This is a genomic window from Thalassobaculum salexigens DSM 19539 (assembly GCF_000423805.1).
Lineage (GTDB): Bacteria > Pseudomonadota > Alphaproteobacteria > Thalassobaculales > Thalassobaculaceae > Thalassobaculum > Thalassobaculum litoreum.
Genome location: NZ_AUIR01000012.1, coordinates 389,545 through 415,147 on the forward strand (window position 1 = coordinate 389,545; position 25,603 = coordinate 415,147).

Consider the following 25,603-nt stretch of genomic DNA (forward strand, 5'->3'; position numbering starts at 1 on the left):
TACCCTCCTCTGCCTCAGCTGCGCTTCAGCCGCGGATCGACCATCGTCTGCAGCAGATCGATGACCAGGTTGGTGGCGACGAAGATCATCGCCAGCACGAGGATCGTGCCCTGCAGGACCGGAAGGTCGCGGGTCAGGATCGCCTTGTTCAGCAGAAAGCCGGTGCCGGGCCAGGTGAAGATCGTCTCCACCAGGATCGACCCGCCCATCAGATAGCCGAACTGCAGCCCCATCACGGCCAGCACCTGCGGCAGGGCATTCTTGATGACGTGAACCAGGATCTCCCGCTCGCCCAGCCCCTTTGCCCGCAGCGTCTCGACGAAGTCCTGGTTCAGAACCTCGGCCACCGCGGCGCGGGTGGTGCGGGTGATGATGCCGATCGGGATCATCGACAGGGTGAGCATCGGCATCAGCAGATGGCGGAAGTGATCCCACTCCCAGAAATTGAAGGTGTCGGATCCGCGCGGTCCCATACCGGTGGCCGGCAGCACGTTCAGCTCGACGGCGAAAATGATGACCAGAACGATCCCGAGCCAGTAGTTCGGGATACTGACGCCGATCACCGCGATACCGGTCACCGCGCGGTCCACCGGACCACCGGAGTGGTAGCCGGCGACGAGGCCCATGACGAAGGCCAGAGAGAAGGCGACGACGACGGCGCCCCCGGCGAGCAGGATCGTGTTGCCGAGCGCCTTGAAGAGATCGTCGGTGACGGCGCGGCCGGAGGCGATGGAATTTCCGAAGTCGCCGGTCAGAACCTTGCCGAGCCAGATGAAGTACTGAACCGGGATCGGCTTGTCGAAGCCGTAGGCCTTCTTGACCATGGCGATGGTCTCGGCGCTTGCATCCTCGGGAAGCAGCGTGTTCAGCGGATCGCCCGGCGCGATATACACCAGAGCGAAGCAGACGATGCTCACGCCCAGGGCAATGGGAATCACGAACAGCAAGCGGCGCAGAATATAGGCGATCATCGAAAGGTCCCTTCGGCTCGGAGAGGGCTCTGGCGAGGGAGGTCCGGCCGACCCCGGGTGGGCGGGCCGGCCGGACCGTCGTGGGTCGGGGCTTACTCGACCACGATGGGGGTCAGGTCCTGGAACCAGCTCTGGGCCTGAACGAAACCCTTCACGTTCGGCGCGATGGCCCGTGGGTTTACGTCGTGGGCGACCATGAGCATCGTCGCGTCATCGACCATCATCTCGTGCAGCTTGGTCAGCTTCTCCATGCGCACCTGCGGGTCGAAGGCGGCGTAGATCTCGTCGATCACGGTATCGACCTCGGGGTTGGTGTAGTGCCCCCAGTTCGACCCCTTCGGCGCATGTTGCAGGGTATAAACGTGGCGGATCAGGGCGCTGAACGGATCCTGCAGGGCGCGGCTGATGTTGATGCCGTCGATCTGCGGGTTCTTCTCACGGCCCGGGCGGCCGACATCGAGCAGCGCGTTCCAGTCCATGACGTCCAGGGTGGTGTCGAAACCGACCGCATCGAGCTGGCTCTTCACCAGTTCGTTCATCGGCAGCGGCTGCATCTGACCGGACCCCGAGGTGGAGATCGCCAGGGTGATCTTGCACGGGTGGCAGCCGGCCTCCTTCAGCAGCGCGGTCGCCTTCTCCGGGTCGTACTCGTAGACGTATTCCGGCTTGCCGTAATACGGCGTCGACGGCGGCACGATGCCGTAGCCCTCGATCATGTAGCCGCCGAGCAGGGCCTTGAACTCAGACCGGTTGAGCGCGTAGTTCGCGGCGCGGCGGACCTTCACGTCCTTGAAGGCGCCGTCGACGAAGTTGAGCTGGTAGGACCAGTTGTGCGGGTACGGGGCCGTCACGATGGTCATGCCCGAGGATTCGAGCCGTGGAATGGTATCCGGCGACGGCGCCTCGATGAAGTCGACCTGGCCCGACAGCAGGGCGGCGGCCCGGGTCGTCGCCTCCGGCATCGGGATCAGCACCAGCCGGTCGTGCTTCGGGATCCGCTTCTCGTCCCAGTAGTCGGCGTTCTTGACCAGCTCCAGGCGCTCCTGCGCCACCATGCTGGCGAACTTGTACGGACCGGTGCCGGACGGATCGACGGCGTACTTCTCATAGTCGTTGCCGAGCTCGGTGAGCTTGCAGCGGCTGATCATGAACCAGTACGAGAGCTGGTAGGGGAACAGCGCGTCCGGCTGCTTGGTGATGAAGGCGACCGTGTGGTCGTCGATCACCTCGACCTTGTCGATGATGCCGGTCCGGTTCCGGATGTCGGCGAACTGCTTGGCGTTGAACTGCGGGGCCTTGTCGTCCGAGACGCGGGCGAAGTTCCAGGCCACGTCCTCGGCGACGAAATCGCAGCCGTCATGCCACTTCACGCCCTCGCGCAGCTTGACGATCCAACGGGTGTGGTCGTTGGGATCGATGTCCCAAGAGGTCGCCAGACCCGGCTTGATGTCGGCGGCGGTTTCGCCCTGGGACAGGTCCCAGAGCGTCAGGGTGTCGTACAGATTGTAGCCGACGAACCGGTAGCCCTCGAACCCCTGGTCGGGCTGACCGATCGTGACCGGAATGTCGCCTGCCGTCATGGCAACGCGAAGCACGGACTCGGCCGACGCCGGAAGCGCCGCCATCGCCAGTCCGGCAGACACGGCGATCGCCGATGCCAGTGTCTTGAAGTTACGCATTGTGAAGCCTCCTTGCGTGTACCCGCCGCACTGTTCGCAACGCCCCGAACCCGCTTGGACCGCCCCGTTTGGGAGATCCGCCGGACTTCCTTCGGCGCTGCCCGTCCCAGCACTCCGAAGAGAGCGGGGCCGGGCGCACGTTCCGCGACATGGCTTCAAGGTTTTGCAATCGGCGTGCCGAAATAGGCCAAATTGTATCCAATACACTTTGACGCATCGATTTTGGACCGGACCCTGCGTCGTATAATCGAACGCATTCAAAGCTATAGCAGAGCCTCATTGAATTTAAGCGGCTGCAGGAAGGATCGAATTCCGGCTTTCCGGGTTCACAAACCCCACCTCAACATCATGCTGCATCGCAATATTGTGCACAGTTAGAATCCAGTTTATGCGCGTTTGATGACCACAGTTGTAATTTTCGGAAATACAGAATCTGTATATCCGACATAAATACCTGAAATCACTGATATATGCGAATCTGATCCCGCCGCTTAATTGTGCAACGCAAAAAGACTCGACGAAACGGGGCTAATTTTGGATACAATTTATCTGCGCGCGTGATGCCATCCGCGTGTCGACCGGCCATTTCCCGAGGAGTTCCGCGATGTCCACCGACGATCGAACCGCGTCCATGCGCCATGCCTTCGAGGCCATGACCGCCCTCAACGGTCTCACCCTCCCGCCCGAGCGGGTGGAGACGATCTACGAGGGTTTCGTCGGCCTGCAGGCGATGACCGCCGATCTGCGCCGTCCGCGCACGGCGGCCGCCGAGCCGGCCGGCATCTTCGTTCCCGACACCATCATCCGGAGTGCCGCACCATGACCGAACCTTTGGAAACCCTCTCCATCGCCGACCTCGGCACCGGGCTGCGCAACGGGTCCCTCACGTCGGCCAAGATCACCGAACACTGCCTCAGCCGCATCGCCGAGCTGGATCCGGCGCTGAACGCCTTCATCACGGTGACCGGCGACCGCGCCATGCAGGACGCCGCCAAGGCCGACAGGGAACTGGCCGACGGCACCGACCGCGGCCCGATGCATGGCATCCCCTATGGCCTGAAGGACATCTACGACACCGCCGGCATCCGCACGACGTGCCATTCCAAACTGCGCGAGGACGTGATCCCGGCGACCGACAGTGTCTGCGCCGAGAAGCTGGCGCAGGCCGGCGGCGTGCTGCTCGGCAAGCTGTCGACCCATGAGTTCGCCTTCGGCGGCCCGTCCTTCGACCTGCCCTTCCCGCCGGCGCGCAATCCTTGGAATCGCGACCACGGCCCGGGCGGCTCGTCCAGCGGCTCGGGGGCGGCGGTCGCCATGGGCATGATGCGCACGGCCATGGGCTCCGACACCGGCGGCTCGATCCGCGGTCCGGCAGCCTATTGCGGCGTCATCGGCATCAAGCCGACCTACGGCCTGGTCAGCCGGCGCGGCGTGTTCCCGCTGTCCTACACCATGGACCATTGCGGCCCGCTGTCGAAGACGGTGGAGGACGCGGCGATCACCTTGCAGGCGGTGGCGGGCTACGACGCCATCGACCCGGCCTGCGCCGACATGCCGGTGCCGGATTTCCGCGCGTCGCTGAATGCCGGCGTGAAGGGCATGAAGATCGGCCTGCTGCGCTCGTTCTACGCCGACGCCGAGGGCATGGCGCCGGAGAGCAGTTCGGCCATCGACGCAGCGGCGGAGACCCTTCGGAGCCTCGGCGCCGAGGTCGAGGACGTCCAGGGCGCCTCGCCCTTCACCCAGTACAATTCCTGCGGCCGGGTGATCCTGCTGGCCGAGGCCTATGCGATTCATGAGGAGGATCTGAAGACCCGGCCGCTCGACTTCGGCCAGCTCACCATGGAGCGGATCATGCTGGGCGCCTATATCTCGGCCGCCGATCTGGTCCAGGCCCAGCGCCTGCGCCGCGAGCTGAGCCAGGAGGTGAACAGCATCTTCCTGAAGCAGTACGACGTCCTGCTGGCCCCGTCTTCGATGACCCCGGCCCCGCGGATCGATGCGCCGCAGAAGGGATTCCCCCTCGCCTGGCCGATGCAGACCATGCCGTTTAATGTCACCGGCAACCCGGCGATGTCGATCCCGATCGGCTTCAGCGACAGCGGCCTGCCGCTGTCGATGCAGATCGTCGGCGGCTATTTCGACGAGGCGACGGTGTTCCGGGTCGGCCAAGCCTACGAGGCGGCGACCCAATGGCACCTGAAATGGCCGGAGCCGGCCCTGGTGGAAGCCGCCTGACCGCCAGACCGAACGGCAACCGGCCGCGCCGCCTTTCGGAAGCGCGGCCGGCCGGTCTTCTACAATAGAGCCGGACTTCTACACTAAAGATGAGCGATCAGTCGCCCATCTCGTCCTTATGGATCTCGCGGTACTTGGCACCGAGCTCGCGCGCCTTGTCGTCGGACAGCACGTCGGAGACCAGCGGCAGCACGTCCTCCTCTTCCTCCTCCAGGTGATGGAAGACGTCGTGGCGGAGTTCCTCGAATTTCTCGTCCCAGTCCTCGTCGTCCGGGGACATGGCCTCCATCTGCTCTATCACCTTCTTGTGCTCGCCATGCTCGGAGATGGCATGCAGGCTCTCGTGGCGGGCGTCCTTGGAGGTCTGGACCAGAGCGTTGAACAGGCTCTCTTCCTCCGCCTCGTGATGGGCCAGGAGTTCCTGCTTGGCCTTGGCCCACAGGTCGTTTCGGGCCTTCTTGTCGGCGTCCTTCTCGGCGTGGAGGCGATCGAACAGCGCGCGCAGCCGGTTATGCTCGGCAGCGATCACGTCGACGATGGTGTCCGACTTCTTCCCGCTGGCGGATTGGCGCTCCATGGTGTTCGTCGCCATTTCACTCTCCTGACATGGTGGTGAGCGTACGTTCCGCCGGTCGGCGTGTCCGCTCGTCATGATGCTGATGTGATGAAGGGAACGACCTACAAGTCGAACGGTTCCAAACCGTCGACCTGCGGTCCCGCGGCATCGGCGACTGGTCGCATTGCACCGCAACATCGAATGCTTCATACCGGGGCGACATAGATACGCTGCGGATGCGACCCCATGGCTTTCCCGACCGGCCTGACACAGGAAGAAGCGGAGAACCGCCTGCGGCAATACGGCCCCAACCGGCTGCCGGAACCGAAGGCGCCCGGGCTCGCCGTCCTTTTTATCCGCCAGTTCCTCAGCCCGTTCATCTACATCCTGATGATCGCGGCGGCGGTCTCCTTCGCCATCGGCCAGGTGCCGAGCGGCGCCTTCATCGTCGCCGTGCTGCTGATCAACGCGCTGATCGGCACGGTGCAGGAGCATGCCGCCCAGAAATCGGCCTCGGCCCTACGCAAGATGGTACGCGGCTCCGCCCGGGTGATCCGCGACGGCCGGCCCCACACGATCGACAGCGAGGCGGTGGTGCCCGGCGACCTGCTGCTGCTCGCCTCGGGCGACAAGGTTCCGTCAGATGTGAAACTGCGCGACGCCCAGAATCTGGCGGTCGACGAGTCCATGCTGACCGGGGAGTCCGTTGCCGTCAGCAAGAGCGTGGCGGTGGCCATTCCGGCCGACGCCCCCCTCGCCGAGCGCCGGGACACCTGCTTCGCCGGCACTGTCGTCACCCATGGTCGGGCGGAGGGCGAGGTCATCGCCACCGGCCTCGCCACCGAGCTGGGCTCCATCGCCGGGGAGGTCTCCGCCCGTCGGGTGTCCGAGCCGCCGCTGATGATCCGGGTGCGCCGCTTCACCTATCAGGTCGCCGCCGGCATCGCGGTCGCCATCGCCGCCCTGGTCGCCCTGATGCTGGCGGTCGGCGGCTACAGCACCTCGGAAATGGCGCTGATGGCGATCGGTCTCGCGGTGTCGACCATCCCCGAGGGCCTTCCCGCCGCCCTGACCGTGGCGCTCGCCATCGGCATGGACCGCATGGCCAGGCACAACGTCATCATCCGCAAGCTGATCGCCGTGGAGGCGCTGGGTTCCTGCACCTTCATCTGCTCCGACAAGACCGGCACCCTGACGGTCAACGAGATGACGGCCAGCCGGATCGTCCTGCCCGACGGAATCAGCTTCGCGGTCACCGGCGCCGGCATCGGTCCCGGCACGGTCGAGGAGCACGACACCGGCAATGGCGCCTCCGTGCCGGTCGGCCCGCATCTGGACCGCCTGCGGGCGCTGTGCACCACCGGCACCCTGGCGAACGAGAGCCACCTGGACTATGCCGGCCGCGAGACCTGGGACTTCGACGGCGACATCGTCGACGTGGCGTTCCTGGTGCTGGCCAAGAAGCTAGGCCTGTCGATCAGCGGTCTGCATGCCGAGCAGGACCGGGTGGAACTGGTGCCCTACGAGTCCGAACGGGCGCTGTCGGGCAGTCTCACCCGCTGGTCGGAGCGGCATTTCCTGCATGTGAAGGGCAGCCCGGAAAAGCTGCTGGCGATGTCCACGCATATGCAGACCGCCGCCGGTCGGGTGCCGATCGACCATGCCGCCGTCACCGCTCAGTTCGAAGGTCTGGCCAGCGACGGTTATCGGGTGATCGCATTGGCCCGCCGCGAGCTGCCGGAGCGCGGGCCGGCGCTGCGGGCGATGGAGGAGATGACCCTGCTGGGCATGGTCGCGATGATCGACCCGATCCGCCCGGAGGCGCGCGAGGCCGTCGACCGCTGTCGCGCCGGCGGGATCGAGGTCGCGATGATCACCGGCGACCACCCGGCCACCGCCCATGCCATCGCCCGGGATCTGGACATCGCCGGACCTGACGATCCGGTGGTCACCGGCAGCGACCTGAAGGCGGCCGAGGCGAAGGGCCTGGAGCATATCGACGCCCTGGTCCGCGATGCCCGGGTCTTCGCCCGGATCGAGCCGCTGCAGAAACAGCAGATCGTGGAATCCCTGATGCGGGCCGGGCATTTCGTGGCGGTCACCGGCGATGGGGTGAACGACGCCCCGGCCATGCACCGGGCCAATGTCGGCATCGCCATGGGCAAGCGCGGCACCGATGTCGCCAAGGAGGCGGCCGACCTGATCATCACCGACGACAAATTCTCCTCCATCGTCGATGGGGTCGAGCAGGGCCGGGTGGTCTACAACAACATCCGCAAGGTGGTCGGCCTGCTGATCGCCACCGGCTTCTCCGCCATCCTGCTGTTCTTCCTGTGCGTGCTGACCGGCCTGCCGATGCCGCTGACCGCAGTCCAACTGCTCTGGCTGAACCTGGTCGCCAACGGGCTGCAGGATGTCGCCCTGGCTTTCGAGCCGAAGGAGGGCGGCGAGCTGTCGAAGCGACCGCGCCGGCCGGGCGAGCCGATCTTCGAGCGGCGCATCGTCGAGCATGTGCTGATCATCGGCGGCGCGATGGGCGTGCTGGCCTACGCCACGTTCGAGGCCCTGCTGGCGATGGGCTACGACCTCGACATGGCGCGCAACCTGACGCTGATGCTGATGGTGCTGTTCGGCAATATCCACGCCCTGTGCAGCCGGTCGGAGACCCGCTCGATCTTCCGCATCCCGCTGCTGGCCAACCCGTTCCTGATGCTGGCGGTCCCGATCGCCCAGCTCGTCCATATCGGCTCGATGTACGTGCCGGGGCTCAGCGACGTGCTGGCGATCCAGCCGATCGGCTGGCACGAATGGGCCTCGATGCTGGCGGTGGCCCTGGTGCTGCTGGCCCTGGAGGAAGCGCACAAGGCCTGGCACCGGCGGACGGTCTAAGCCACCCCGTATCCGCCGCCGGAGGAGTCGGCGATCATCCGGTCGCCCCTGGCGATGCGCAGGTTGGTCTTGCCAGGCAGCGCCGCCTCGGTGCCGTCGGCCCGCTCGCGGTAGACCCGGCGTAGCCCGTCGCCGTCGGCCAGGACGTGCTGCGCAAGCGCGGGCTGATCGCCACGGTGCCGGCTTTCACCAATCTGTGAGAGGCACTCTCTGGAGGTTTTATTAAGCATCTGATTATACGAATGCTTAAGGCCTCCTGCCTATCATGACACGCGACAGAAGTTGGACATCCGCTCGAGGGTTCGCCGGATACCCGTACAAACTCTCGCGGCATGGCCGCTTGAGGTAGGTCATCTCGTTTCCGCAGTCTCCGGTCAGGCGCCCCTCGAACTCGAAGACGTGACAGGTCAAGAATGTCGAAGATTGAGCAAAGTCTGGACTACTGGCAGTCGATCCGAGGCGATCGGCCGACTCCGCAGCGGATCGACTTCGATCCCGCGGACATCCCGGGATTGCTGCCCAATGTGGTGTTTCTCGACGTCCTGGACCGCGGCGGCGACTTCCGATTCCGGGTGATCGGTGACGCCGTGCGCTCGGCCTCCCGCGGCAACTATACCGGCCAGTTGGTGGGCTCACTGCCCCATATCACCGACGACGGGCCACTGATGACCGCCCTGCGCAAGGCGGTGGCGACCCGCGCGCCGGTGCATGCGCCGGTGCCCTATGCGGGGCCCTTCAAGGAAGTCACCCTGCGCGATCACCTGATCATGCCGCTGACCGGCGAGAACGGCGAGGTCTCGCACCTGCTGGTGACCATCGACCTGGTGGACTCGCGCCGCTGAAAGTTGCGGGCCGGTTCAGCCGCTCTCGATCACGACCAGCGCTTCGGTATCCGGTTCCAGCGCCTCGTAGACATGCTCCCGGGCCGCCGGGAAGGTGAGGTAGTCGCCGGGCAGCAGATCCTCCTCGGCGCCGACAGGCCCGACCCGCGCCCGCCCCGACAGCAGCACGATATGCTCGACTCGCGCCGTGGCATGCGGGGCCGACACCTTGCGCGCGCCCGGCTGGAAGGCCACCCGGTAGAGATCGCGAGTCGCACCCGCGGGGCAGCGCGACAGAAGCGTCACCCCGTAATCGGCCGCATCCGCGCGCAGGTCGCTCGCCTCGCCCCGCCGGACCAGCCGGGCCTGGCCGCCCGGCTGGTCGATCAGGTCGCTCACGCTGACGTTCAGGGCGCCGCTCAGGGCCCAGAGGGTCTCCAGGCTCGGGTTCCCCTCACCGGACTCCAGCCGCGACAGGTTCGACTTGGCGATCCCCGCCGCCCTTGCCACCTCGCTGAGGGACATGCCTGTCTGTTTGCGTCTGGCCTGCAGCACCTGGGCGAAGGCGCGGCGGCGGGCGGCATCGTCCCGGTCCTCATTGGTCATGGCGCGGCACTCCGAGTTTGACGGTAGCGACGTTCGTTCCATATATTGAACGAACGATCGAATGAGAGACCGCCATGACTTATCCCGATCCCGACCCCACCGTCACCCAGAAACCCGCCGCGCGGACGCCGAAGACCATCGGCATCGTCGCCTGCTCGTCGGAGGGTGCCGCCCTGTGTTACCGGACGCTGTGCGCCCGGGCACCCGCCCTGCTGGGGCCGCACGCCCACCCGGAGATCGCGCTACACGGCACCTCGCTGGCCGCGTATGTCGCGGCCCTCGATGCCGGCGACCTGGCGGAAGTTGGGGCGATCATGCTGAGATCGGCGCAGAAGCTGGCGGCAGCGGGAGCGGAGTTCCTGATCTGTCCGGACAACACGATCCACGCCGCCATGGACCATGTGCGGCCGCACTCGCCCCTGCCATGGCTGCATATCGCCGAGGCCGTGACCGACGAGGCCCGACGCCGCGGCGTGCGGCGGGCGGCCCTGCTCGGCACCCGCTGGCTGGTCGACAGCTCGGTCTATCCCGACGCGCTGGCCGACCAGGGCATCGGATTCCTGAGGCCGGAGGAGGACGAGAAGGACGCCGTCGCCCGCATCATCATGGACGAGTTGGTGAACGACATTCAGGTCGAGAGCTCGACCGCCTATCTGCAGGGGCTGATCGCGCGGATGCGGGACCGCGGCTGCGACGCCGTCATCCTGGGCTGCACCGAACTGCCGCTGGTCCTGTCGGACGGGAACTCGGCCCTGCCGACCCTGGATTCCACCCGCCTGCTCGCCGATGCGGCCCTTCGGCACGCGATCGGCGGGGCAACGAAGTCTTAGCTGCCCACCGCCGCGAGATCGTTGACCGGAGTGGGGACGGCGACCCGCCCTTCCATTTCCGCCCGGGTGTCTTGGAACAGCCGAACCAGAGCGTCCATGACCACGCGGATGCGCGGCAGCGACCGCATATCGCGGTGCACCAGCATCCATTCGTCGACCACCACCTCGCTGAGGATCGGGGTCAGCCGGACAAGGGCCGGATCCGTGTCGCCGAGGAAACAGGGCAGCACGCCCACCCCGTGGCCGTTATGGATCGCGTGGTACAGCACCACCCCGTTATTGGTGCGCACCTCCGGCGCGGTTCCCTGGAGCAGATCCACCTGCCATTGCTGGCCCGGCATGTAGACATGGTCGTCGTCGAAGCCGATCCACGGCAGCGCGCGCAGGGCGGCCGGACTGCCGTCGGACCCGGCCGCAAACTCGCGGACGCCATAGACCGCATAGGCGAAGCGGCCGAGCTTGCGGCCCACCAGATGGGCGCTGTCGGGGAAGGTGTTGCGGATCAGCAGGTCGGCCTCGCGCCGCGACAGGTTGGCCGAGGTATGGGCGACGGCGATCTCGAACTCGATGCAGCGGTGGTTCTCGCGCAGGCGCATCAGGTGGCGGGAGATGAACTCCGCCATGGTCTCGTCGACCGAGATCCGCACGGTGCCGAGATGGGTATCGGTCAGGCCGGCGCTGCGCCGGGCCAGCGCCTGGGCCGCCTGCTCCATCGCCCGGACCTCGTCCAGCAGATGGGTCGCCGCCAGGGTCGGCACGAAGCGGTCGGGCAGCCGTTCGAACAGCCGCGAGCCGAGTTCGTCCTCCAGCGCCTTAACCCGGCGCGCGACGGTCGGATGGCTGACCTTCAGCTTGCGGGCGGCGGCCGTCAGGCTGCCTTCCTCGGCCAGGGCGAGAAACACCCGGAGATTGTCCCAGTCGCTGATCATCGCATCCTCCGATCACGGCAGAAGCCGCCCAGCCTGATCTCTTCATTCGATACTGAGCGTTCATACCGCGCCGCATCAATGTTCAAATTCGTACACGCGGTCTTCGCAATCGTCCATCTAGTTCGGAGTCATTCTCAACTAGGATGAACGTGACATCGATTCTGAGGGATGACCCCCATGCATTTCGAGACGCGGCTTTGGGCATTCACGCAGGGCGTTCGCTGGCGTATCGCGCTGGCGGTCGTGGTCGGATTGGCGGCGGTGGCGCTGGGCGTGGCCCGGCTCGCCCTGCTCGGCTGGCTGATCGGCCGCATCTTCGCCGGCGACACGGTGGAGCAGCTCATGTGGCCGATCGCGGCGATCGCCGCCGTCATGGTTCTGCGCGGCGCCTTCGAGCACTGGCGCAACACGGTCGCGCACCGCACCGCCGCCATCGTGCAGAAGAAGCTGCGGCGCAAGCTGTTCGACAAGCTGGCCGAACTCGGCCCGGCCTATGTCGGGCGCGAGCGCTCCGGCGGGATCACCCTCACCCTGGTCGACGGGGTGGAGCAGTTGGAAACCTATTTCGGCCAGTATCTGCCCCAGGGGCTGGTCTCGCTCCTGACGCCGGTCCTGATCTTCGCCTTCGCCGCCTTCCTCGACCTGCCGGTGGCGGGCGTGCTGCTGGTCTTCGCGCTGATCTCGCTGTTCGCGCCGGCGATCTGGCACAGCCTCGACCAGCGCAATTCCCTGCGCCGGCAGAAGGCCTATTCCGCCTTCGCCGCCGAGTTCCTGGACAGCATCCAGGGCCTGCCGACCCTGAAGGCCTTCGGCCAGGGCACCCAGCGGGCCGACACGCTGGCCGCCAAGGCGCGGGACCTGTTCAAGCGCACCATGTGGGTGCTGGCGACCAACTCGCTGGCCCGCGGCATCACCGACACCGCCATCGCCTGCGGGGCGGCGGCGGCGCTGGCCGTCGGCGCCTGGCGGGTGGATTCCGGCGCGATGGAGCTGACCGAGCTGCTGATCATCATGATGCTCGGCGTGGAGATCTTCCGGCCCATGCGCGAACTGCGCAACGTGCTGCACCAGGGCATGGTCGGCATGTCGGCGGCCAAGGGCGTCTATCACCTGCTGGACGGCGTTCCGGCGGTGGTCGACGGTGCGCACAACCCGGCGGCAGAGAGCCTGACCCCGTCGGTCTCGTTCGAGGGCGTCGGTTTCCGCTATCCGGGTGCCCGCCGCATGGTGCATGACGGGCTCGGCTTCCATGTCGCCGCCGGCGAGCGGGTCGGCCTGGTCGGACCCAGCGGCTGCGGCAAGTCCTCGGTGGTGCGCCTGCTGCTGCGCTTCTTCGATCCCGAGCAGGGCCGCGTGAGCATCGGCGGTGTCGACCTGCGCGAGATGTCCTTCGAGCAGATCCGCTCGCGCATCTCCGTCGTCAATCAGGACACGTTCCTGTTCCACGGCACCATCGGCGACAACATCCGCATGGGCTGGCCCGAGGCATCGGACGAGGATGTCATCGCCGCCGCCCAGGCCGCCAATATCCACGGCTTCATCGCCGGTTTGCCCGAAGGCTATCAGACGGTGGTGGGCGAGAAGGGCATCAAGCTGTCCGGCGGCCAGCGCCAGCGCGTGGCGATCGCCCGCGCTTTGCTGCGCGACACCCCGATCCTGGTGCTGGACGAGGCGTTGAGCGCGGTCGATGCCGAGAACGAGGCGGTGATCCAGGACGCCCTGAACCGGCTGATGAAGGGCCGCACCACCCTTGTGCTCGCCCACCGTCTGTCCAGCGTCATCGACTGCGACCGTATCCTGGTGCTCGACAAGGGCCAGGTGGTTGAGGAAGGCGCCCACGACGCGCTGATGGCCAAGGGCGACGTCTACGCCCGGCTGATGGCCGAGCAGGCGCGGGAATCCCAGCGTGCCGAGGGCGATGCCGTGATCGATCCCAAGCCGGCGGCGGAGACCCTGTCGTCGGTGCCGGGCGGGGCCAAGCAGGCACCGACCGAGGGCATCATCAAGGCCGAGGGCCTGGGCTGGTTCCAGGTGGTGAAAGCGCTGATGGCCACCGCCCTGCCCTGGTGGGGCCGGCTGACCCTGACCTTCGCCTTCGGCGTCCTGCGGGTGCTCGCCTTCATCGGTGTCGGCGTGTTCAGCGCGCTGACGATCCTGGCGCTGAAGAACGGAACCTCATACGACCAGTGGCTGATCGCGCTGGCCGTGATCGCGCCGCTGTCGGGCCTGCTGCACTGGCTGGAATCCTGGCTCGCCCACGACATGGCGTTCCGCCTGCTGGCCGAAATGCGCATCGCCGCCTTTCGCAAGCTCGACGCCCTGTCGCCGGCCTATCTGGTGCGCCGGCGCACCGGCGACCTGATGTCGCTCGCCACCCATGACATCGAGCTGATCGAGTATTTCTTCGCCCATACGGTCGCCCCGGCCTTCGTCGCCGTCCTGGTACCGGCCGCCGTGGTGGCGGTGCTGGCGAGCCAGAGCGTCTGGGTGGCGGTGGCCCTGGTGCCGTTCCTGGCGGCGGTGGCGCTGGCGCCGTTCCTGATGCGCGGCAAGGTCGACCAGCTCGGCTCCGAAGCGCGGGAGGCGGCAGGCGAGCTCGGCGCCGTCGCCGTGGACTCGGTCCAGGGCCTCGGCGAGATCGTCGCCTTCCAGCAGGAGGACCGGCGCGGTCAGCTCATCGAGAAGCTGACCCAGCGTCACATCGACCTGCGCCTGCCGTTCTTCGAGGAACTGACCCTGCAGCAGAGCCTGCTGGAGATCTTCACCGGTCTCGGCGGCCTGGCGGTGGTGGTGACCGGGGCGGTGATGGCGTCCAACGGCGTGATCGATCCGGGCCTCCTGCCGCTGCTCACGTTGCTGGCGATGGCGGCGTTCCTGCCGGTGTCCGAGATCGCCCAGATCGGCCGGCAGCTCGCCGACACCCTGGGGGCGACCCGGCGCTACTACGGGCTGGAGAACGAGCCGGTGCCGGTGACCGACGGCCCCGGTGTACCGGCCGCCGAGGGTCCGGCCTCCATGGCGTTGGACGGCGTCTCCTTCACCTATCCCGGCCAGCACCGCTACGCCCTGAACGCGGTCAGCCTGGAGATCCCGGCGGGGTCCACGGTCGCCATGGTCGGCACCTCGGGCGCCGGCAAGACCACGACCGCGCAGCTGCTCATGCGGTTCTGGGACCCCGATGCCGGACGGGTCACCATGAACGGGGTGGACCTGAAGGAGTACGGGCTGGACGACCTGCGCGGCCGGATCGCCCTGGTGGCCCAGGACACCTACCTGTTCAACGACACCCTGCGGGCCAACATCCTGGTCGCCCGGCCCGACGCCTCCGAGGAGGATCTTCAGGCGGCGGTGCGCCACGCCTCGTTGCAGGAACTGGTGGACACCCTCCCCGAAGGCATCGACACGCCGGTCGGCGAGCGCGGCACGTCGCTGTCCGGCGGCCAGCGGCAGCGGGTGGCGATCGCCCGCGCGTTCCTGAAGGACGCGCCGATCCTGATCCTGGACGAGGCGACCTCCCACCTGGACGCGGTCAACGAACAGGCGGTGCGCGGGGCGCTCGACAAGCTGAAGGCCGACCGCACCACCATCGTGATCGCCCATCGCCTGTCCACGATCCGCGACGCCGACAAGATCGTGGTGCTGGAGGAAGGACGGCTGGTCGAGGAAGGCAGCCACGAGGTGCTGCTGGCCAAGGGCGGGCTGTATGCCCAGCTTGTCTCGCGCCAGCTTGCCTCGGCCTGGGCGGCTCAATAGGCCTGTACGAGAAGACCCCGCGGCCTGAGCCGCGGGGTCCGACGTCGGAGCGCTGTGGCGCTTCGGGGGGAGCTCGGGGGAATAACGCCAGGCCCCGACGCGTTACGTTCGGGCGATCAGCCCTCGTAGTTCGGCAGGTCCTTGATCTCGGCCGCGCGGAGGCTGACCCGGGCACGACCCTCGGAGATCAGGGTGAAATCGGCGATCGGGATGGCGACCCGTTTGTCGCCGACGCCGAGGATCCCTTCGTATTCGACGACCGCCTTGGGCGACCCGCCGTCGTCAACGATCTTCCGGACCTCGCCGGCCTCCTTCTCGTCGATCGAGATCACCGTGGCTCCGACCAGCCGCTTTTCACGGATGGAGGTCGCCTCGTCGACCTGCGGCCGGCCCACCGGGTTCACCTCCACGGCGGGCACCCTCGAGGTCTCGGGCACCGTGACCTGCGAATTCGCGGGCTCCGCAACGGCGACGATCTGGGCGGCTCCCGCCATGAATGCGGCACTCAAGACGGTAGTAGTCAGCTTCGCTCTCAATGCTACCTCCCTCGGTCGCGACTGAAACGGACCCGGTCCGTCTGCATGGGATCCCGCCGGCGCCGCGGGTGGGGGTGGGGGAAACGGCGCCGGCGGGCCCAAGGCGGATCGGCGGGGACGATGGGGAGAGCCCCCGGCCGATCCGAATTCCGCGTGACCCTTGATCAGGCGGCGACGGCCGCGGCCTCGGGCGCCTGCCCCTCGTCCATCCGAACCTTCAGGGTCTCGCGACCGCGAAACAGGCGGGACATCACGGTCCCCACCGGCACCCCCAGGCGCTCGGCGGCGGCGCGGTAGGACATGCCGTCCACCGCGATCATCTGGACGACGTCGTGCTGCTGCTCCGGCAGCGCATTGATGGCGTCCTGCATTTCGTGAATCCGATGACGCTGATACTGGTTCGGCAGCACACCGAGGCTGCCCTGTACGTCGTCGAGATCGACGACCGGACCCTGACGCTTTTTGCGTGCATAGTCGTCGGCGATGACGTTGCGCACGATGCGGTTCAGATAGCCGCGCCAGTTCTCCACCTTGCGACCGTCGCGCACATAGACGATGGCCCGCAGCAGCGCCTCCTGAGCTATGTCGTCGGCGTCGGCACGGTTGCCGACAAGCCGCCGGGCCGTGCGCTGCACGCTGCTGTAATGCTCTTTGGCCTGCATTTCGGTGATGGTCATTGCTCTGCTCCCACAACCTTCAAAGTGTTCGGCTGTTCGCCGTCGTCTGAATAAGACTTAGCGGGGCCGCTGTGATGTTGCTGGGCCAGAGCTGTGACAAGTGTGTGCCATGCCGGCCCCAAGCTGTGAACGTCGCGGGATCGGGGAGGTTCCGGCAAGAACGCGGCACGCTTACGTTTTATTGCCATCCCACGGGAAGCAATCTTCCGCCCCTCGTCATGGCGGGTGCCGAGACCCTAGGAAAACCGGGACTTCTCGGTGTTACGTCGTGACGGCGCCGGCTTGGCGACCCGCCGCGCAGCGGAGGATCGGGCCCCCAGGTGCAGGGCCCGCCGAAGCGAGCCCTGCAGGGGAGTGGGGCAATGACGCGGCAATTTTGTTGGCCGCTGACATCATGACCCTAGCCGGAGCGATGTTATTCCGCGGGTCAGGGTTTTTCCGCGATGGGCAGGGAGATGGTCACTTCCAGGCCGGGCTCGGCGTTGCGGGCGGAGACCGATCCGTTCAGGGCTTCGACGTTGCGGCTGACGATCCACATCCCGAGACCGAAATGCCCGCCGCCCCCCTCGTCCACGGCCGCGGCCGGGCGCTTGGTGAAGCCCTTGTCGAAGAGCTGGCCGAGAACCTCGTTCGAGGCGCCGGGTCCGACATCGCGCACCACGATGCGCACGTCCCCCGCGACCCGACCGAGCCGGACGGAAACGGTCGCCCCCTTCGGCGAGAAGCCGACCGCGTTCTCGATGACGTTCTCGAAGACCGCCTCCAGCATCTCGTCGCTGCCGAGGACGACCGCCTCGGCGGCGATCTCGGCATGGAGATGAATGCCCCGCGCCTCGCACGGTCCCTCGAAATCGGCGCAGAGGCCGCGCAGGAGAACGTCGATGCGAACCGGGTCGCGCGGCGGCGAGGCCAGCAGAGCCGCCGCCTCGGTGGTACGCTGACCGGCGACGATCAGGCTGCTGAGCCGCTGGCGCGACTGGTCGATGATGCCGAGCATGCGATGGGCACGCGCATTGTCCGATGGCACGGCGCGGCGCAGGGCCTCGATGGACTGGGCGATGGTGCCGATCGGGGTCTTCAGGGCATGCACCTGCTCCTCCGCCGAGGCGCGGATATCGACCGCCACGTCGTGCAGGCGCTGGACCATGGCGTCGAACTCGCCGGCCACACCGTCGAGCTCCGGCACCCGGTTCAGCCGGCGGAACGACCGCCCGGCACCGCCCGCGCTGGCGATGCGCTGCGCGTGCCGCTCGAACCGCCGCAGGGCCCCGCGCACGTCCAGCAGGACGACGATGAGAATGGAGGCCATCGCCATATAGATCACCACGGCGGCGATCACCTCCGGGCGCTGCCAGTACGGTTCGATCAGCGAGGCGGCGACCTCGTCCTCCAGGGCCAGCGAGGCGATCAGCGCCCAGCACCCCTGGGCGGTGCGGATCGGGGTGATGGACACCAACAGTTCGCGTCCGCCATCGGGTACCGGGGTGACGCGACTGAGTTCCAGCATGCCGGAGCAGGACGACCAGACATCGCTCAGCAGCCCGGTCTCGCGGAACAGCCGGCGCTCCACCTCGAGCTGCTCGGCGCTGGAGGGCGGGGTGGTGGCGACGTAGAAGAAGTCGGCGACGTTATCGTCACCGGCGGGGCTGAACAGCAGGCGCAGGCGCATGCCCGGCGTCTCGAACAGGTGCAGCCGCTCGGGCACGTCGGCGAAGACGTCGGCCTCGGGCCGTCCCACGTCGTCGGCCAAGGCCTGGGCGATGGCGGCACCATGGCTGCGCACGCTCTCCAGCATGAAGGCCCGACGCTCCTGATCGGCCATCTGGAACCGGCCGTAGAGCACCGCCGGCACCACAAGGAACAGGATCAGGACGATCAGCAGCTTGGCGGCGATCGAGCGGCTATATCGTGAGAATACCGATGCGGGGGGCCCCTGGTTCACCGATCGCCTATTCCGGCTCGCGCCAGCGATAGCCGAAACCCGGATAGTTCTCTATCTGCTCGAAGCTCTCGTCCATGTCCTTGAACTTCTGTCGTATTCGCTTCACGAAGCTGCGGACATTCGCGCGGTAGCCGTCGCCGCCGGTGCCGACGAAAAAGTTCTCGCCATGCACCAGGTTGTACAGGTCGCGATACTTGATATCGCGTCCCGGCTTGGAGGCCAGTTCGTCGACAAGCTGGTACTCGGTCAGGGTGAGCGGTACCTGCGCGTCGTTCCAGAACGCCCGTCCGGCCTTGCGGTCCAGGGTGAGCGCGCCGACGACGATGCGGCCCGCCTCGCCGACGCCCGCGGATCCCTCGTCCTCGCCCGAATTGTTCCGGCCGCGCACGCCGGACAGGATGATCTGCACCCGGCGCAGCACGATGGAGAAGCTGCGGGACTTGTCCACGAAGTCCACCGCCCCGGTCGCCAGTGCCGACTCCTCGAAGATCTGGTCGGTCAAACTGGTCAGGATGATCGCCGGCAGGTCGAGGCCGGCCGCGTTCATCGCCTTCAGCGTATCCAGCCCGGACATGCCCGGCATCTTCCAGTCCAGGATCACCAGGTCGAAATTCGCGTCCTCCGACAGCCGGCGCATGGCCGCCTCGCCGGACTCCGCCGTCTCGGTCTCGATGCCGTTATCCTCGAGATTGATCGCCAGGGTCTCGAGAATAAGAGCGTCGTCATCGACGATGAGGACGCGTGCGGGGGGACCGGGTGGCATTACGAAGCACGTGTCCTCGAAGCTAACTTCGTTAAGCATGCCGTGCGCTCCTCTTCGCCGAGGGAAGAGGGCAGGAACTTATGCCCGAGGACGGCGTATTGCGACGCGGAGATCTGCGGGAAGAGATAGAGCTCAACCGAGCATCCGCCTTCGCGGTAGATCCAGACCTCGCCCGGAGGCTGGTCGCGGACCTCATCGGCCGGCCCGAGAAGGGACTGGAGCCGCGGCCGGTCCGCGCCGGCGAGCGTGTCCATATCGACGGGCGGACGAGTTGTGACCGATGCGGCCGGGATGCCGGAACCGGACTGGTCCTGGCCGCTCGGCGCGGCGGCGCTGTTCTTGCCGGAGCCGGGGCTTTTGCCGGAGTCGGGCGATCGCCGGGGCACAGGGGGGCGCGGTTCGGGCACGGGCGCCCGCACGCCGGTTCCCTCGGCCGGCTTGGCATTCGGCTGAACGCCGATCGCCGCTTCCTGACGGCCGGACGTTCCGGCGCAGGCAGCCAGCGATAGGACACAAGCGGTAGCGATGAACAGGCGCATCGATGAGACATCGCCTCACCGCCCGTTTCTGTCAATCCTCTCAGCATGTCACTCTCAATCATCCGGAGATTCGCGGGAGGGCCCGGCCGGTGTCGGGGACCGACGGTCCCGGACCGGGGTGGGTGAGGATCACGGATTGACCTTGACCTCGTCCTCGCTGGTGAAGGCGCCGATCGCCGCACCGGCGGCCCCGCCGATCAGGCCGCCGGCGAACCAGCTGCCGCCGGTCAGAGCGCCCGCGGCGACACCGACGCCGGCGCCGAGCGCGCCGCCGGAAAGAGTTCTCTGTTCGCGATTATTGAGATTGGAACAGCCGCCAAGAAGAACACCGGCGACGAGGATTGCGGATATAGATTTGACAACGTTCTTCGGGGACATTTCAGCTACTCCGAATTTCGACGATGTAGCTGATCTATTTCAGAAAACAGGCGCTTTCAAGCGATGCACAGCGTTGTCACAGGTTGCCACAGAAAGGACACGAAGAACGATTGTTGGAACGCAAAAAAGGACCCCAGCCGCGAGGCTGGGGTCCCAAGTCGACAGTCTGGAAAGACTGTCTTAGTTGGTGGTGACGGTCGTGACCCTGGAGGTCTCGGTCACCGCGCCCTGGGCGATGATCTCGACGCGGCGGTTCAGCTGCTCGCGGACACCGTCGCCGGTCTGCACGGCCAGGTTCTCCTCACCGTCGGCGGCGATCTCAAGGTCGTCGATATCACCGGTGGCCATGCCCTGGCGGTCCAGCTCGGCACGCACGTTCGCGGCGCGGCGGGCGGACAGGTCCTTGTTGTAGGCATTCGAGCCGGAGGTGTCGGTGTGACCGGTGATGAACAGCGTGATGCCCTTCAGCTTCCGCATCTCCATCACGAAGGCGTCGATCTTGGCCTGCGCGTCCGGGTTGATGTTGTCCTTGTCGAAATCGAAGTAGACGATCTCGCGGGCAACCTCGGCGTAGGTCTGGGTCACATCGGTGGTCGCGACCTTCGGCTCCATCGCGGACTTCAGGTTCTGCAGAGCGGCGAGGAAGGTGTCACGGCACGCCGCGATGTGGGTCGGCTGGTGACCCTCTTCCTGCTGCTCGACCCAGCAGTCGTACTTCGCCTGAGCGATGGCGGCCTCGGACGGAGCCATCTCGCGGCCGCCGGCATCCAGCAGGCCGACCAGCTCGGTGCGGGCCGACTTCAGTTCGGCCATCTTCGCGCCGTTCTCGATACCCCAGTTCTCCGGGTCGTACGGCATCGGAGTCTTGCCGCCCTGGGCCATCACGCCCTTGGTCGCGTGGTTCTCGGCATCGAACCAGTCGTACATCTCGTCGGCCTCGAAGAGGGCGATCTCCTTGTACTCCTTGACCAGCTCCTGGTTGAAGTTGCCGCCGGTCGGCTGCGCCATGCGCATGGCATGGACGTTCGGGAACAGAACACCGTCATTGGCCTGGGCAGCAGTGGAGCCGACGGACATCAGCGTCACCAGAGCGATCGGCACGGCATACATCACGGATTTACGCATTATGGTTCTCCTTCGTTCTTTCTGAATCACGGGTAGAAGTTTCGATTGCGGGTACTCAGGTCACGAGCGCGCCCGAAGCGCCACCACGGACCCAATGACCAGTGCGGCGGAGCCACCGACGATCTGCAGCATCGTCCGGTCCGAATACTGCCCCGTGAGCCCGTGCCTCAGCTCGGCAAGCGGGGCATCAGCCGCGCTCACGCCGAGAGCCAGAAACACGCCACCGACCACGGCAACGGCAAGTCCACCAACACGTGTCGAAAACATCCACTTCTCCCAATCGATCTGGCGACCGGACAACCCCTCGCCACTTGGTTTCGACATAGGCAGGACGGAAAACATGATCCGATTATTCCGTGAACGTTTTTCTAGTTCTGTCGGATCGCGTTATTCAGATCCCCGCCGCGTCAATGAAACGCAAGACAAGGCGAACGGTTCCAATTTTTTGCGTAGTACGCGGCGGAAACCTTCGACGCCGATCGAAATCGGCGGATATCCAGGGGTCGCGGCGATTTCCCCGCCGACTGTCCGACCGGCGACGTCCGCGTCGGCGGGTCGGTCAGCACTCCGGCAGGTTCACCGCGATGCCGCCGGTGGAGGTTTCCTTGTACTTCAGGCTCATGTCGCGGCCGGTCTCCAGCATCACCCGGACGCAGTTGTCGAGCGGCATGAAGTGCTGACCGTCCCCGCGCAGCGCCAGGCTGGCGGACGACACCGCCTTGATCGCGCCCAGGGCATTGCGCTCGATGCAGGGGACCTGGACCAGGCCGCCCGCCGGATCGCAGGTCATGCCGAGATGATGTTCGAGGGCGATCTCGGCGGCGTTCTCCACCTGGGCGTTGGTGCCGCCGAGCGCCGCGCACAGGCCGCCCGCCGCCATGGCGGAGGCCGACCCCACCTCCCCCTGGCAGCCGACCTCGGCCCCTGAAATGGAGGCGTTGTGCTTGATCAGCCCGCCGATGGCCGCCGCCACCAGCAGAATGTCGCGCTGCCCGTCCCGGCTCGCTCCGATGCAATGGTCGCGGTAGTAGCGCAGCACGGCAGGAACCACGCCGGCCGCCCCGTTGGTGGGCGAGGTGACGACCCGCCCGCCGGCGGCGTTCTCCTCGTTCACCGCCATGGCGTAGACGCTCATCCAGTCGTTCACCGCATGCGGCTGAACCCGGTTCAGGCCTCGCTCGGCCAGCAGCGCGTCGTGGATTGCCTTGGCCCGGCGCCGGACCTTCAGCCCGCCGGGCAGGATGCCGGTCCCGGACAGGCCGCGATCGATGCAGTCGTCCATGGCGTCCAGCACCCGGTCGAGCGCCGCGTCCAGCCCGGCCCCGTACGCGACGGCCTCGTTGGCGCGCTTCATCTCGGCGATGCTGAGCCCCGCGAGCGCACCCATGGCCAGCATCTCCGCCGCCGAGCCGAAGGGATAGGGATAACCCAGGTTCTCCTTCTCCGCCCCGAGACCCTCCGGGTCGCCGGCCTGCTGTTCGGACAACTCCGCGGCGGTCACCACGAAGCCGCCGCCGACGGAATAGTACGTCTCCGACAGAACGCGCTCGCCGGCCGCGTTCAGGGCATCGATCACCAGTCCGTTGGCGTGACCGGGCAACGGGTCGCCGTAGTCGAAGACGAGATCGGTCTCGGGCGCGAAGGCGAGCGGTCCGATCCCCTCGACCTCGATCCGTCCACGCGCGTGCACCTCGGCGACCAGGGCGTCGGCCAGGTCGGGATTCAGGGTCTCGGGCCGCATGCCGATCAGCCCCAGGATCACCGCCCGGTCGGTCGCGTGCCCCTTGCCGGTGAAGGCCAGCGAGCCGTGCAGGGTCACCCGCAGGCCAGTCGGCGCGCATCCGCAGGCCTGCCTCAGGACGGAGAGAAACCGGGCGGCGGCCAGCATCGGCCCCATGGTGTGGGAGGAGGACGGGCCGACGCCGATCTTGAAGATGTCGAAAACCGACAGGAACATCACCCCTCCGCCCGCACCATCTGTTGCGCCACTCAAGCATAGGCCGACTTGCCCGACGCGTTGGGGCGTTTGCGTCGGATCGCCGCCTGTTTCCGTCATCGCGGCTTTCGCCGTGAGACTGATTGTTGACAATCTTACAATCTGAATGGAAGGTGGCCCCGATCAACATCGAGGCGGCGCCGTGTCCCTGTCCCAGATCCGCTACATCACCTTCGACTGCTACGGCACGCTGACAAACTTCCGGGTCGGCGACGTTACCCGGGAACGGCTCGCCGACCGGATCGATGCCGTCACCATAGAGGCCTTCCTGGCCGATTTCAGCGCCTACCGGTTCGACGAGGTGCTGGGGGCGTGGAAGCCGTATCCGGAGGTGCTGCACCGCTCGCTGGAGCGCACCTGCAAACGCTGGAGCGTAGCCTTCCGGGCCGAGGACGCCCAGGCCATCGTCGAGGCGATCCCGAGCTGGGGACCGCATGCGGATGTTCCGGCCGGCCTCGCCCGCGCGGCGGAGAAGCTGCCGCTGGTGGCGCTGTCGAACGCCTCCGACAGTCAGATCCAGTCGAACGTGGACAAGCTCGGCGCCCCGTTCCACGCAGTCCTGACCGCCGAACAGGCGCAGGCCTACAAGCCGCGCTTCCGGGCCTTTGAGTATATGTTCGACACGCTCGGCTGCGGGCCGGAGCATGTGATGCATGTCTCCTCCAGCCTGCGCTACGACCTGATGACCGCCCATGACCTGCACATCGCCCGGCGGGTGTTCGTGGAGCGCGGCCATGGACCGGGCAATCCGGCCTATGGCTACCAGGCGATCCGCGATATCGGCGGCCTGCCCGGCCTCCTGGGGCTCTGAGTCCATGGGCGCACCCAGACCGATCGAGAAGCTCACCCTCTCCGTCCAGGTGGCGGAACGTCTGCGCGGCGACATCCTTGCCGGCACCCATGGCCCGGGCGAGCAACTCCACGAGGTGGAACTGGCCCTGAGCCTCGGGATCAGCCGCGGCCCCCTGCGCGAGGCGATGCAGCGGCTGGTGCAGGAGGGGCTGCTGAAGAGCATTCCCCATCGCGGCGTCTTCGTGGTCGACCTGAGCGAGGACGACATGCTCGACGTCTTCTTCGTGCGCGCCAGCCTGGAGGAGGCCGCGATCCGGCGCCTGGTCGGCGGCGGCGACGGGGGCGGCGGCGACCGGGCCGCCACCGCCCGGCGGCTGACCGTCATTTCCGAGCGCATGGACCGGGCGATGCGCGGCGGCGACCACGCCCGCGGCGGCGATCTCGACCTGGAATATCACCGCACCCTGGTTGATGCCGCCGGCAGCCTGCGGCTGTCGCGCACCTACGCCACGGTGCAGGCCGAGACCCGGCTGTGCCTGCACCGGCTGATGGGGGGCTATCGCAGCCGCGACGATCTCGCCGTGGAGCATTTCCGCCTGGCGGAGCTGATCGGCTCCGCGCCGGTGGAGGTCATCCTGCCGGAACTTCATCGCCATTTCGGCGACCCCGCCGCGATCCTGCGTCGCCTGCGCCAGGACGCCCCCGACGCAGCCCCCGACGCCGAGCAGAGACAGGATCGATGACCGCCTCCCCGCTTCACTACGGCACCGTTCAACCGGACGACCTCGATGCCGTCACCGAGCTTGTGAAGCTGCTGCGGTGGCCGCATCGACGCGAGGATATAGACCTGTTCATGCGCCTGGGCGCCGGGCATGCCGCCAAGGACGAGGCCGGCAGCCTGCAGGGCGTGGCCCTGTGGTGGGCGTTCGAGCCCGCCGCCGCCCGATTGGGACTGGTGATGGTCAATCCCGACAGCCAGGGTCGCGGTATCGGCCGCCGGCTGGTACAGCAGGTGCTGGACGATGCGGCCGACCGCTCGATGATGCTGCTCGCCACCGAGGCGGGGAAGCCGCTCTACGACAAGCTGGGCTTCGAGACGGTCGGCGCCTGTCGTCAGTATCAGGGGACCTGCGAAGGACGTCCTGCCCCCGATCCGCAGATCCGCCCGGCGACGCCGGACGACATGCCGGCCATCCTGTCCCTCGACCGGACCGCCTTCGGTGCCGGACGCGCCGACGCCCTGCAGGCGCTGAGCGAGATCGGGCGCGTCGCGGTGATCGACCCAGGCTCGGGCATCGCCGGTTATGCGATCGAACGCAACTTCGGGCGCGGCACCGTGGTCGGCCCGATCGTCGCCGGATCGGAGACGGACGCGATCCGGCTGTTCCGCGCCCTCGCCCTGCCCGGCTTCGTGCGGGTCGATGCGCCCGTCGGATGCGACGGGTTCGCCCGGTTCATCGAAGACCAGGGCCTCGCGGCCGTCGGCGCCGACTCGCCGGTCATGGTCCGCGGCTCCTGGCCCGAGCCGGCGGGCCAGGCCCGGCTCTTCGCCCTGTCCAGTCACGCGCTCGGTTGAGGAGCCC

24 protein-coding genes are annotated in these 25,603 nt (G+C 67.0%); 9 read left to right on the plus strand and 15 right to left on the minus strand.

Annotation, left to right across the window (positions count from 1 at the left end):
• Nucleotides 1–14: 14 nt before the first annotated feature.
• Together G578_RS0101795 and G578_RS0101800 are read right to left on the minus strand one after the other, a co-directional pair.
• The gene (locus tag G578_RS0101795) at nucleotides 15–971 is read right to left on the minus strand and encodes an ABC transporter permease (protein WP_028792790.1); all 957 of its coding nucleotides are present in this window, start codon (nucleotides 969–971) and stop codon (nucleotides 15–17) included.
• A 92-nt stretch (nucleotides 972–1,063) separates the two neighbouring features.
• Complete coding sequence (locus G578_RS0101800) at nucleotides 1,064–2,650, minus strand: ABC transporter substrate-binding protein (protein WP_028792791.1); 1,587 nt, start codon at nucleotides 2,648–2,650, stop codon at nucleotides 1,064–1,066.
• 604 nt (nucleotides 2,651–3,254) lie between these two features.
• On the opposite strand from G578_RS0101800, the gene G578_RS0101805 reads away from it, so the two are divergent.
• On the plus strand, nucleotides 3,255–3,473 hold the full coding sequence (locus G578_RS0101805) for a hypothetical protein (protein WP_028792792.1): 219 nt from the start codon (nucleotides 3,255–3,257) through the stop codon (nucleotides 3,471–3,473).
• A complete protein-coding gene (locus tag G578_RS0101810; RefSeq protein ID WP_028792793.1) occupies nucleotides 3,470–4,888 on the plus strand; it encodes an amidase in 1,419 nt (472 codons plus the stop codon). The genes G578_RS0101805 and G578_RS0101810 overlap by 4 nt, the downstream gene beginning before the upstream one ends.
• A gap of 97 nt (nucleotides 4,889–4,985) precedes the next feature.
• On the opposite strand, the gene G578_RS0101815 is transcribed toward G578_RS0101810, so the two are convergent.
• Complete coding sequence (locus G578_RS0101815; RefSeq protein ID WP_028792794.1) at nucleotides 4,986–5,480, minus strand: hemerythrin domain-containing protein; 495 nt, start codon at nucleotides 5,478–5,480, stop codon at nucleotides 4,986–4,988.
• 210 nt (nucleotides 5,481–5,690) lie between these two features.
• Here G578_RS0101815 and G578_RS24245 point away from each other — a divergent pair, with 210 nt between their 5' ends.
• Nucleotides 5,691–8,333 (plus strand): cation-translocating P-type ATPase, encoded by a 2,643-nt coding sequence (locus G578_RS24245; RefSeq protein ID WP_051243583.1) that lies wholly within the window; start codon nucleotides 5,691–5,693, stop codon nucleotides 8,331–8,333.
• Here the strand turns inward: G578_RS24245 and G578_RS0101825 are convergent.
• Nucleotides 8,330–8,563, minus strand: coding sequence for a hypothetical protein (locus G578_RS0101825; RefSeq protein WP_028792795.1), 234 nt, complete (start codon nucleotides 8,561–8,563; stop codon nucleotides 8,330–8,332). The genes G578_RS24245 and G578_RS0101825 overlap by 4 nt on opposite strands.
• A gap of 183 nt (nucleotides 8,564–8,746) precedes the next feature.
• Here G578_RS0101825 and G578_RS0101830 point away from each other — a divergent pair, with 183 nt between their 5' ends.
• Nucleotides 8,747–9,175, plus strand: coding sequence for a PAS domain-containing protein (locus tag G578_RS0101830; protein ID WP_028792796.1), 429 nt, complete (start codon nucleotides 8,747–8,749; stop codon nucleotides 9,173–9,175).
• A 15-nt stretch (nucleotides 9,176–9,190) separates the two neighbouring features.
• On the opposite strand, the gene G578_RS0101835 is transcribed toward G578_RS0101830, so the two are convergent.
• Nucleotides 9,191–9,760, minus strand: a complete 570-nt coding sequence (locus G578_RS0101835; protein ID WP_051243586.1) for a helix-turn-helix domain-containing protein — start codon at nucleotides 9,758–9,760, stop codon at nucleotides 9,191–9,193.
• Nucleotides 9,761–9,834: 74 nt separating this feature from the next.
• Between G578_RS0101835 and G578_RS0101840 the strand changes: the two genes are divergently transcribed.
• Nucleotides 9,835–10,590, plus strand: a complete 756-nt coding sequence (locus G578_RS0101840; protein WP_051243589.1) for an aspartate/glutamate racemase family protein — start codon at nucleotides 9,835–9,837, stop codon at nucleotides 10,588–10,590.
• Here the strand turns inward: G578_RS0101840 and G578_RS24250 are convergent.
• Nucleotides 10,587–11,519 (minus strand): LysR family transcriptional regulator, encoded by a 933-nt coding sequence (locus G578_RS24250; protein WP_051243592.1) that lies wholly within the window; start codon nucleotides 11,517–11,519, stop codon nucleotides 10,587–10,589. The genes G578_RS0101840 and G578_RS24250 overlap by 4 nt on opposite strands.
• A gap of 177 nt (nucleotides 11,520–11,696) precedes the next feature.
• Between G578_RS24250 and G578_RS0101850 the strand changes: the two genes are divergently transcribed.
• Nucleotides 11,697–15,272, plus strand: a complete 3,576-nt coding sequence (locus G578_RS0101850; RefSeq protein ID WP_028792799.1) for an ABC transporter ATP-binding protein — start codon at nucleotides 11,697–11,699, stop codon at nucleotides 15,270–15,272.
• Nucleotides 15,273–15,388: 116 nt separating this feature from the next.
• Here G578_RS0101850 and G578_RS24255 read toward each other — a convergent pair whose 3' ends face one another.
• From G578_RS24255 to G578_RS0101895, 9 genes are all read right to left on the minus strand, one after another.
• A complete protein-coding gene (locus G578_RS24255; protein ID WP_038013027.1) occupies nucleotides 15,389–15,766 on the minus strand; it encodes a PRC-barrel domain-containing protein in 378 nt (125 codons plus the stop codon).
• Nucleotides 15,767–15,972: 206 nt separating this feature from the next.
• A complete protein-coding gene (locus G578_RS0101860; RefSeq protein ID WP_028792800.1) occupies nucleotides 15,973–16,485 on the minus strand; it encodes an RNA polymerase sigma factor in 513 nt (170 codons plus the stop codon).
• A gap of 427 nt (nucleotides 16,486–16,912) precedes the next feature.
• Nucleotides 16,913–18,427, minus strand: a complete 1,515-nt coding sequence (locus G578_RS28065) for a sensor histidine kinase (protein ID WP_051243595.1) — start codon at nucleotides 18,425–18,427, stop codon at nucleotides 16,913–16,915.
• 7 nt (nucleotides 18,428–18,434) lie between these two features.
• The gene (locus G578_RS0101870) at nucleotides 18,435–19,229 is read right to left on the minus strand and encodes a response regulator transcription factor (RefSeq protein WP_245565537.1); all 795 of its coding nucleotides are present in this window, start codon (nucleotides 19,227–19,229) and stop codon (nucleotides 18,435–18,437) included.
• Nucleotides 19,190–19,729: a hypothetical protein gene (locus G578_RS0101875; protein ID WP_028792802.1), complete on the minus strand. Its 540-nt coding sequence runs from the start codon at nucleotides 19,727–19,729 to the stop codon at nucleotides 19,190–19,192. Before G578_RS0101875 ends, G578_RS0101870 begins: the two co-directional genes overlap by 40 nt.
• A 129-nt stretch (nucleotides 19,730–19,858) precedes the next feature.
• Nucleotides 19,859–20,107 (minus strand): hypothetical protein, encoded by a 249-nt coding sequence (locus tag G578_RS0101880; protein WP_038013032.1) that lies wholly within the window; start codon nucleotides 20,105–20,107, stop codon nucleotides 19,859–19,861.
• A gap of 180 nt (nucleotides 20,108–20,287) precedes the next feature.
• Nucleotides 20,288–21,232, minus strand: coding sequence for an OmpA family protein (locus tag G578_RS0101885; RefSeq protein WP_038013034.1), 945 nt, complete (start codon nucleotides 21,230–21,232; stop codon nucleotides 20,288–20,290).
• A gap of 60 nt (nucleotides 21,233–21,292) precedes the next feature.
• Nucleotides 21,293–21,574: a DUF3185 family protein gene (locus tag G578_RS24265; protein ID WP_038013037.1), complete on the minus strand. Its 282-nt coding sequence runs from the start codon at nucleotides 21,572–21,574 to the stop codon at nucleotides 21,293–21,295.
• Between the two features lie 217 nt (nucleotides 21,575–21,791).
• Nucleotides 21,792–23,189 carry an L-serine ammonia-lyase gene (locus G578_RS0101895; RefSeq protein ID WP_028792806.1) on the minus strand — a complete coding sequence of 466 codons (1,398 nt, stop codon included), beginning with the start codon at nucleotides 23,187–23,189 and terminating at the stop codon, nucleotides 21,792–21,794.
• 181 nt (nucleotides 23,190–23,370) lie between these two features.
• Between G578_RS0101895 and G578_RS0101900 the strand changes: the two genes are divergently transcribed.
• From G578_RS0101900 to G578_RS24270, 3 genes are read left to right on the plus strand one after another with little or no spacing between them, the layout of a single operon-like run.
• Nucleotides 23,371–24,039: a haloacid dehalogenase type II gene (locus G578_RS0101900; protein ID WP_028792807.1), complete on the plus strand. Its 669-nt coding sequence runs from the start codon at nucleotides 23,371–23,373 to the stop codon at nucleotides 24,037–24,039.
• Between the two features lie 4 nt (nucleotides 24,040–24,043).
• Nucleotides 24,044–24,763 (plus strand): GntR family transcriptional regulator, encoded by a 720-nt coding sequence (locus G578_RS0101905; RefSeq protein WP_028792808.1) that lies wholly within the window; start codon nucleotides 24,044–24,046, stop codon nucleotides 24,761–24,763.
• On the plus strand, nucleotides 24,760–25,596 hold the full coding sequence (locus G578_RS24270) for a GNAT family N-acetyltransferase (protein ID WP_051243605.1): 837 nt from the start codon (nucleotides 24,760–24,762) through the stop codon (nucleotides 25,594–25,596). The genes G578_RS0101905 and G578_RS24270 overlap by 4 nt, the downstream gene beginning before the upstream one ends.
• Nucleotides 25,597–25,603 lie beyond the last annotated feature (7 nt).

What these genes read in the sequence shown, in the direction of transcription:
- G578_RS0101800 (WP_028792791.1), bottom strand. Translation starts at nt 2,650, where the DNA reads ATGCGTAACTTCAAGACACTGGCATCGGCGATCGCCGTGTCTGCCGGA.
- G578_RS24250 (WP_051243592.1), bottom strand. Translation starts at nt 11,519, where the DNA reads ATGATCAGCGACTGGGACAATCTCCGGGTGTTTCTCGCCCTGGCCGAG.
- G578_RS24255 (WP_038013027.1), bottom strand. Translation starts at nt 15,766, where the DNA reads ATGGCGGGAGCCGCCCAGATCGTCGCCGTTGCGGAGCCCGCGAATTCG.
- G578_RS0101875 (WP_028792802.1), bottom strand. Translation starts at nt 19,729, where the DNA reads ATGCGCCTGTTCATCGCTACCGCTTGTGTCCTATCGCTGGCTGCCTGC.
- G578_RS0101815 (WP_028792794.1), bottom strand. Translation starts at nt 5,480, where the DNA reads ATGGCGACGAACACCATGGAGCGCCAATCCGCCAGCGGGAAGAAGTCG.
- G578_RS0101825 (WP_028792795.1), bottom strand. Translation starts at nt 8,563, where the DNA reads ATGCTTAATAAAACCTCCAGAGAGTGCCTCTCACAGATTGGTGAAAGC.
- G578_RS0101840 (WP_051243589.1), top strand. Translation starts at nt 9,835, where the DNA reads ATGACTTATCCCGATCCCGACCCCACCGTCACCCAGAAACCCGCCGCG.
- G578_RS0101905 (WP_028792808.1), top strand. Translation starts at nt 24,044, where the DNA reads ATGGGCGCACCCAGACCGATCGAGAAGCTCACCCTCTCCGTCCAGGTG.
- G578_RS0101810 (WP_028792793.1), top strand. Translation starts at nt 3,470, where the DNA reads ATGACCGAACCTTTGGAAACCCTCTCCATCGCCGACCTCGGCACCGGG.
- G578_RS0101830 (WP_028792796.1), top strand. Translation starts at nt 8,747, where the DNA reads ATGTCGAAGATTGAGCAAAGTCTGGACTACTGGCAGTCGATCCGAGGC.
- G578_RS24270 (WP_051243605.1), top strand. Translation starts at nt 24,760, where the DNA reads ATGACCGCCTCCCCGCTTCACTACGGCACCGTTCAACCGGACGACCTC.
- G578_RS0101805 (WP_028792792.1), top strand. Translation starts at nt 3,255, where the DNA reads ATGTCCACCGACGATCGAACCGCGTCCATGCGCCATGCCTTCGAGGCC.
- G578_RS0101870 (WP_245565537.1), bottom strand. Translation starts at nt 19,229, where the DNA reads ATGCTTAACGAAGTTAGCTTCGAGGACACGTGCTTCGTAATGCCACCC.
- G578_RS0101795 (WP_028792790.1), bottom strand. Translation starts at nt 971, where the DNA reads ATGATCGCCTATATTCTGCGCCGCTTGCTGTTCGTGATTCCCATTGCC.
- G578_RS0101860 (WP_028792800.1), bottom strand. Translation starts at nt 16,485, where the DNA reads ATGACCATCACCGAAATGCAGGCCAAAGAGCATTACAGCAGCGTGCAG.
- G578_RS0101895 (WP_028792806.1), bottom strand. Translation starts at nt 23,189, where the DNA reads ATGTTCCTGTCGGTTTTCGACATCTTCAAGATCGGCGTCGGCCCGTCC.
- G578_RS0101850 (WP_028792799.1), top strand. Translation starts at nt 11,697, where the DNA reads ATGCATTTCGAGACGCGGCTTTGGGCATTCACGCAGGGCGTTCGCTGG.
- G578_RS0101835 (WP_051243586.1), bottom strand. Translation starts at nt 9,760, where the DNA reads ATGACCAATGAGGACCGGGACGATGCCGCCCGCCGCCGCGCCTTCGCC.
- G578_RS0101885 (WP_038013034.1), bottom strand. Translation starts at nt 21,232, where the DNA reads ATGCGTAAATCCGTGATGTATGCCGTGCCGATCGCTCTGGTGACGCTG.
- G578_RS24265 (WP_038013037.1), bottom strand. Translation starts at nt 21,574, where the DNA reads ATGTTTTCCGTCCTGCCTATGTCGAAACCAAGTGGCGAGGGGTTGTCC.
- G578_RS24245 (WP_051243583.1), top strand. Translation starts at nt 5,691, where the DNA reads ATGGCTTTCCCGACCGGCCTGACACAGGAAGAAGCGGAGAACCGCCTG.
- G578_RS0101880 (WP_038013032.1), bottom strand. Translation starts at nt 20,107, where the DNA reads ATGTCCCCGAAGAACGTTGTCAAATCTATATCCGCAATCCTCGTCGCC.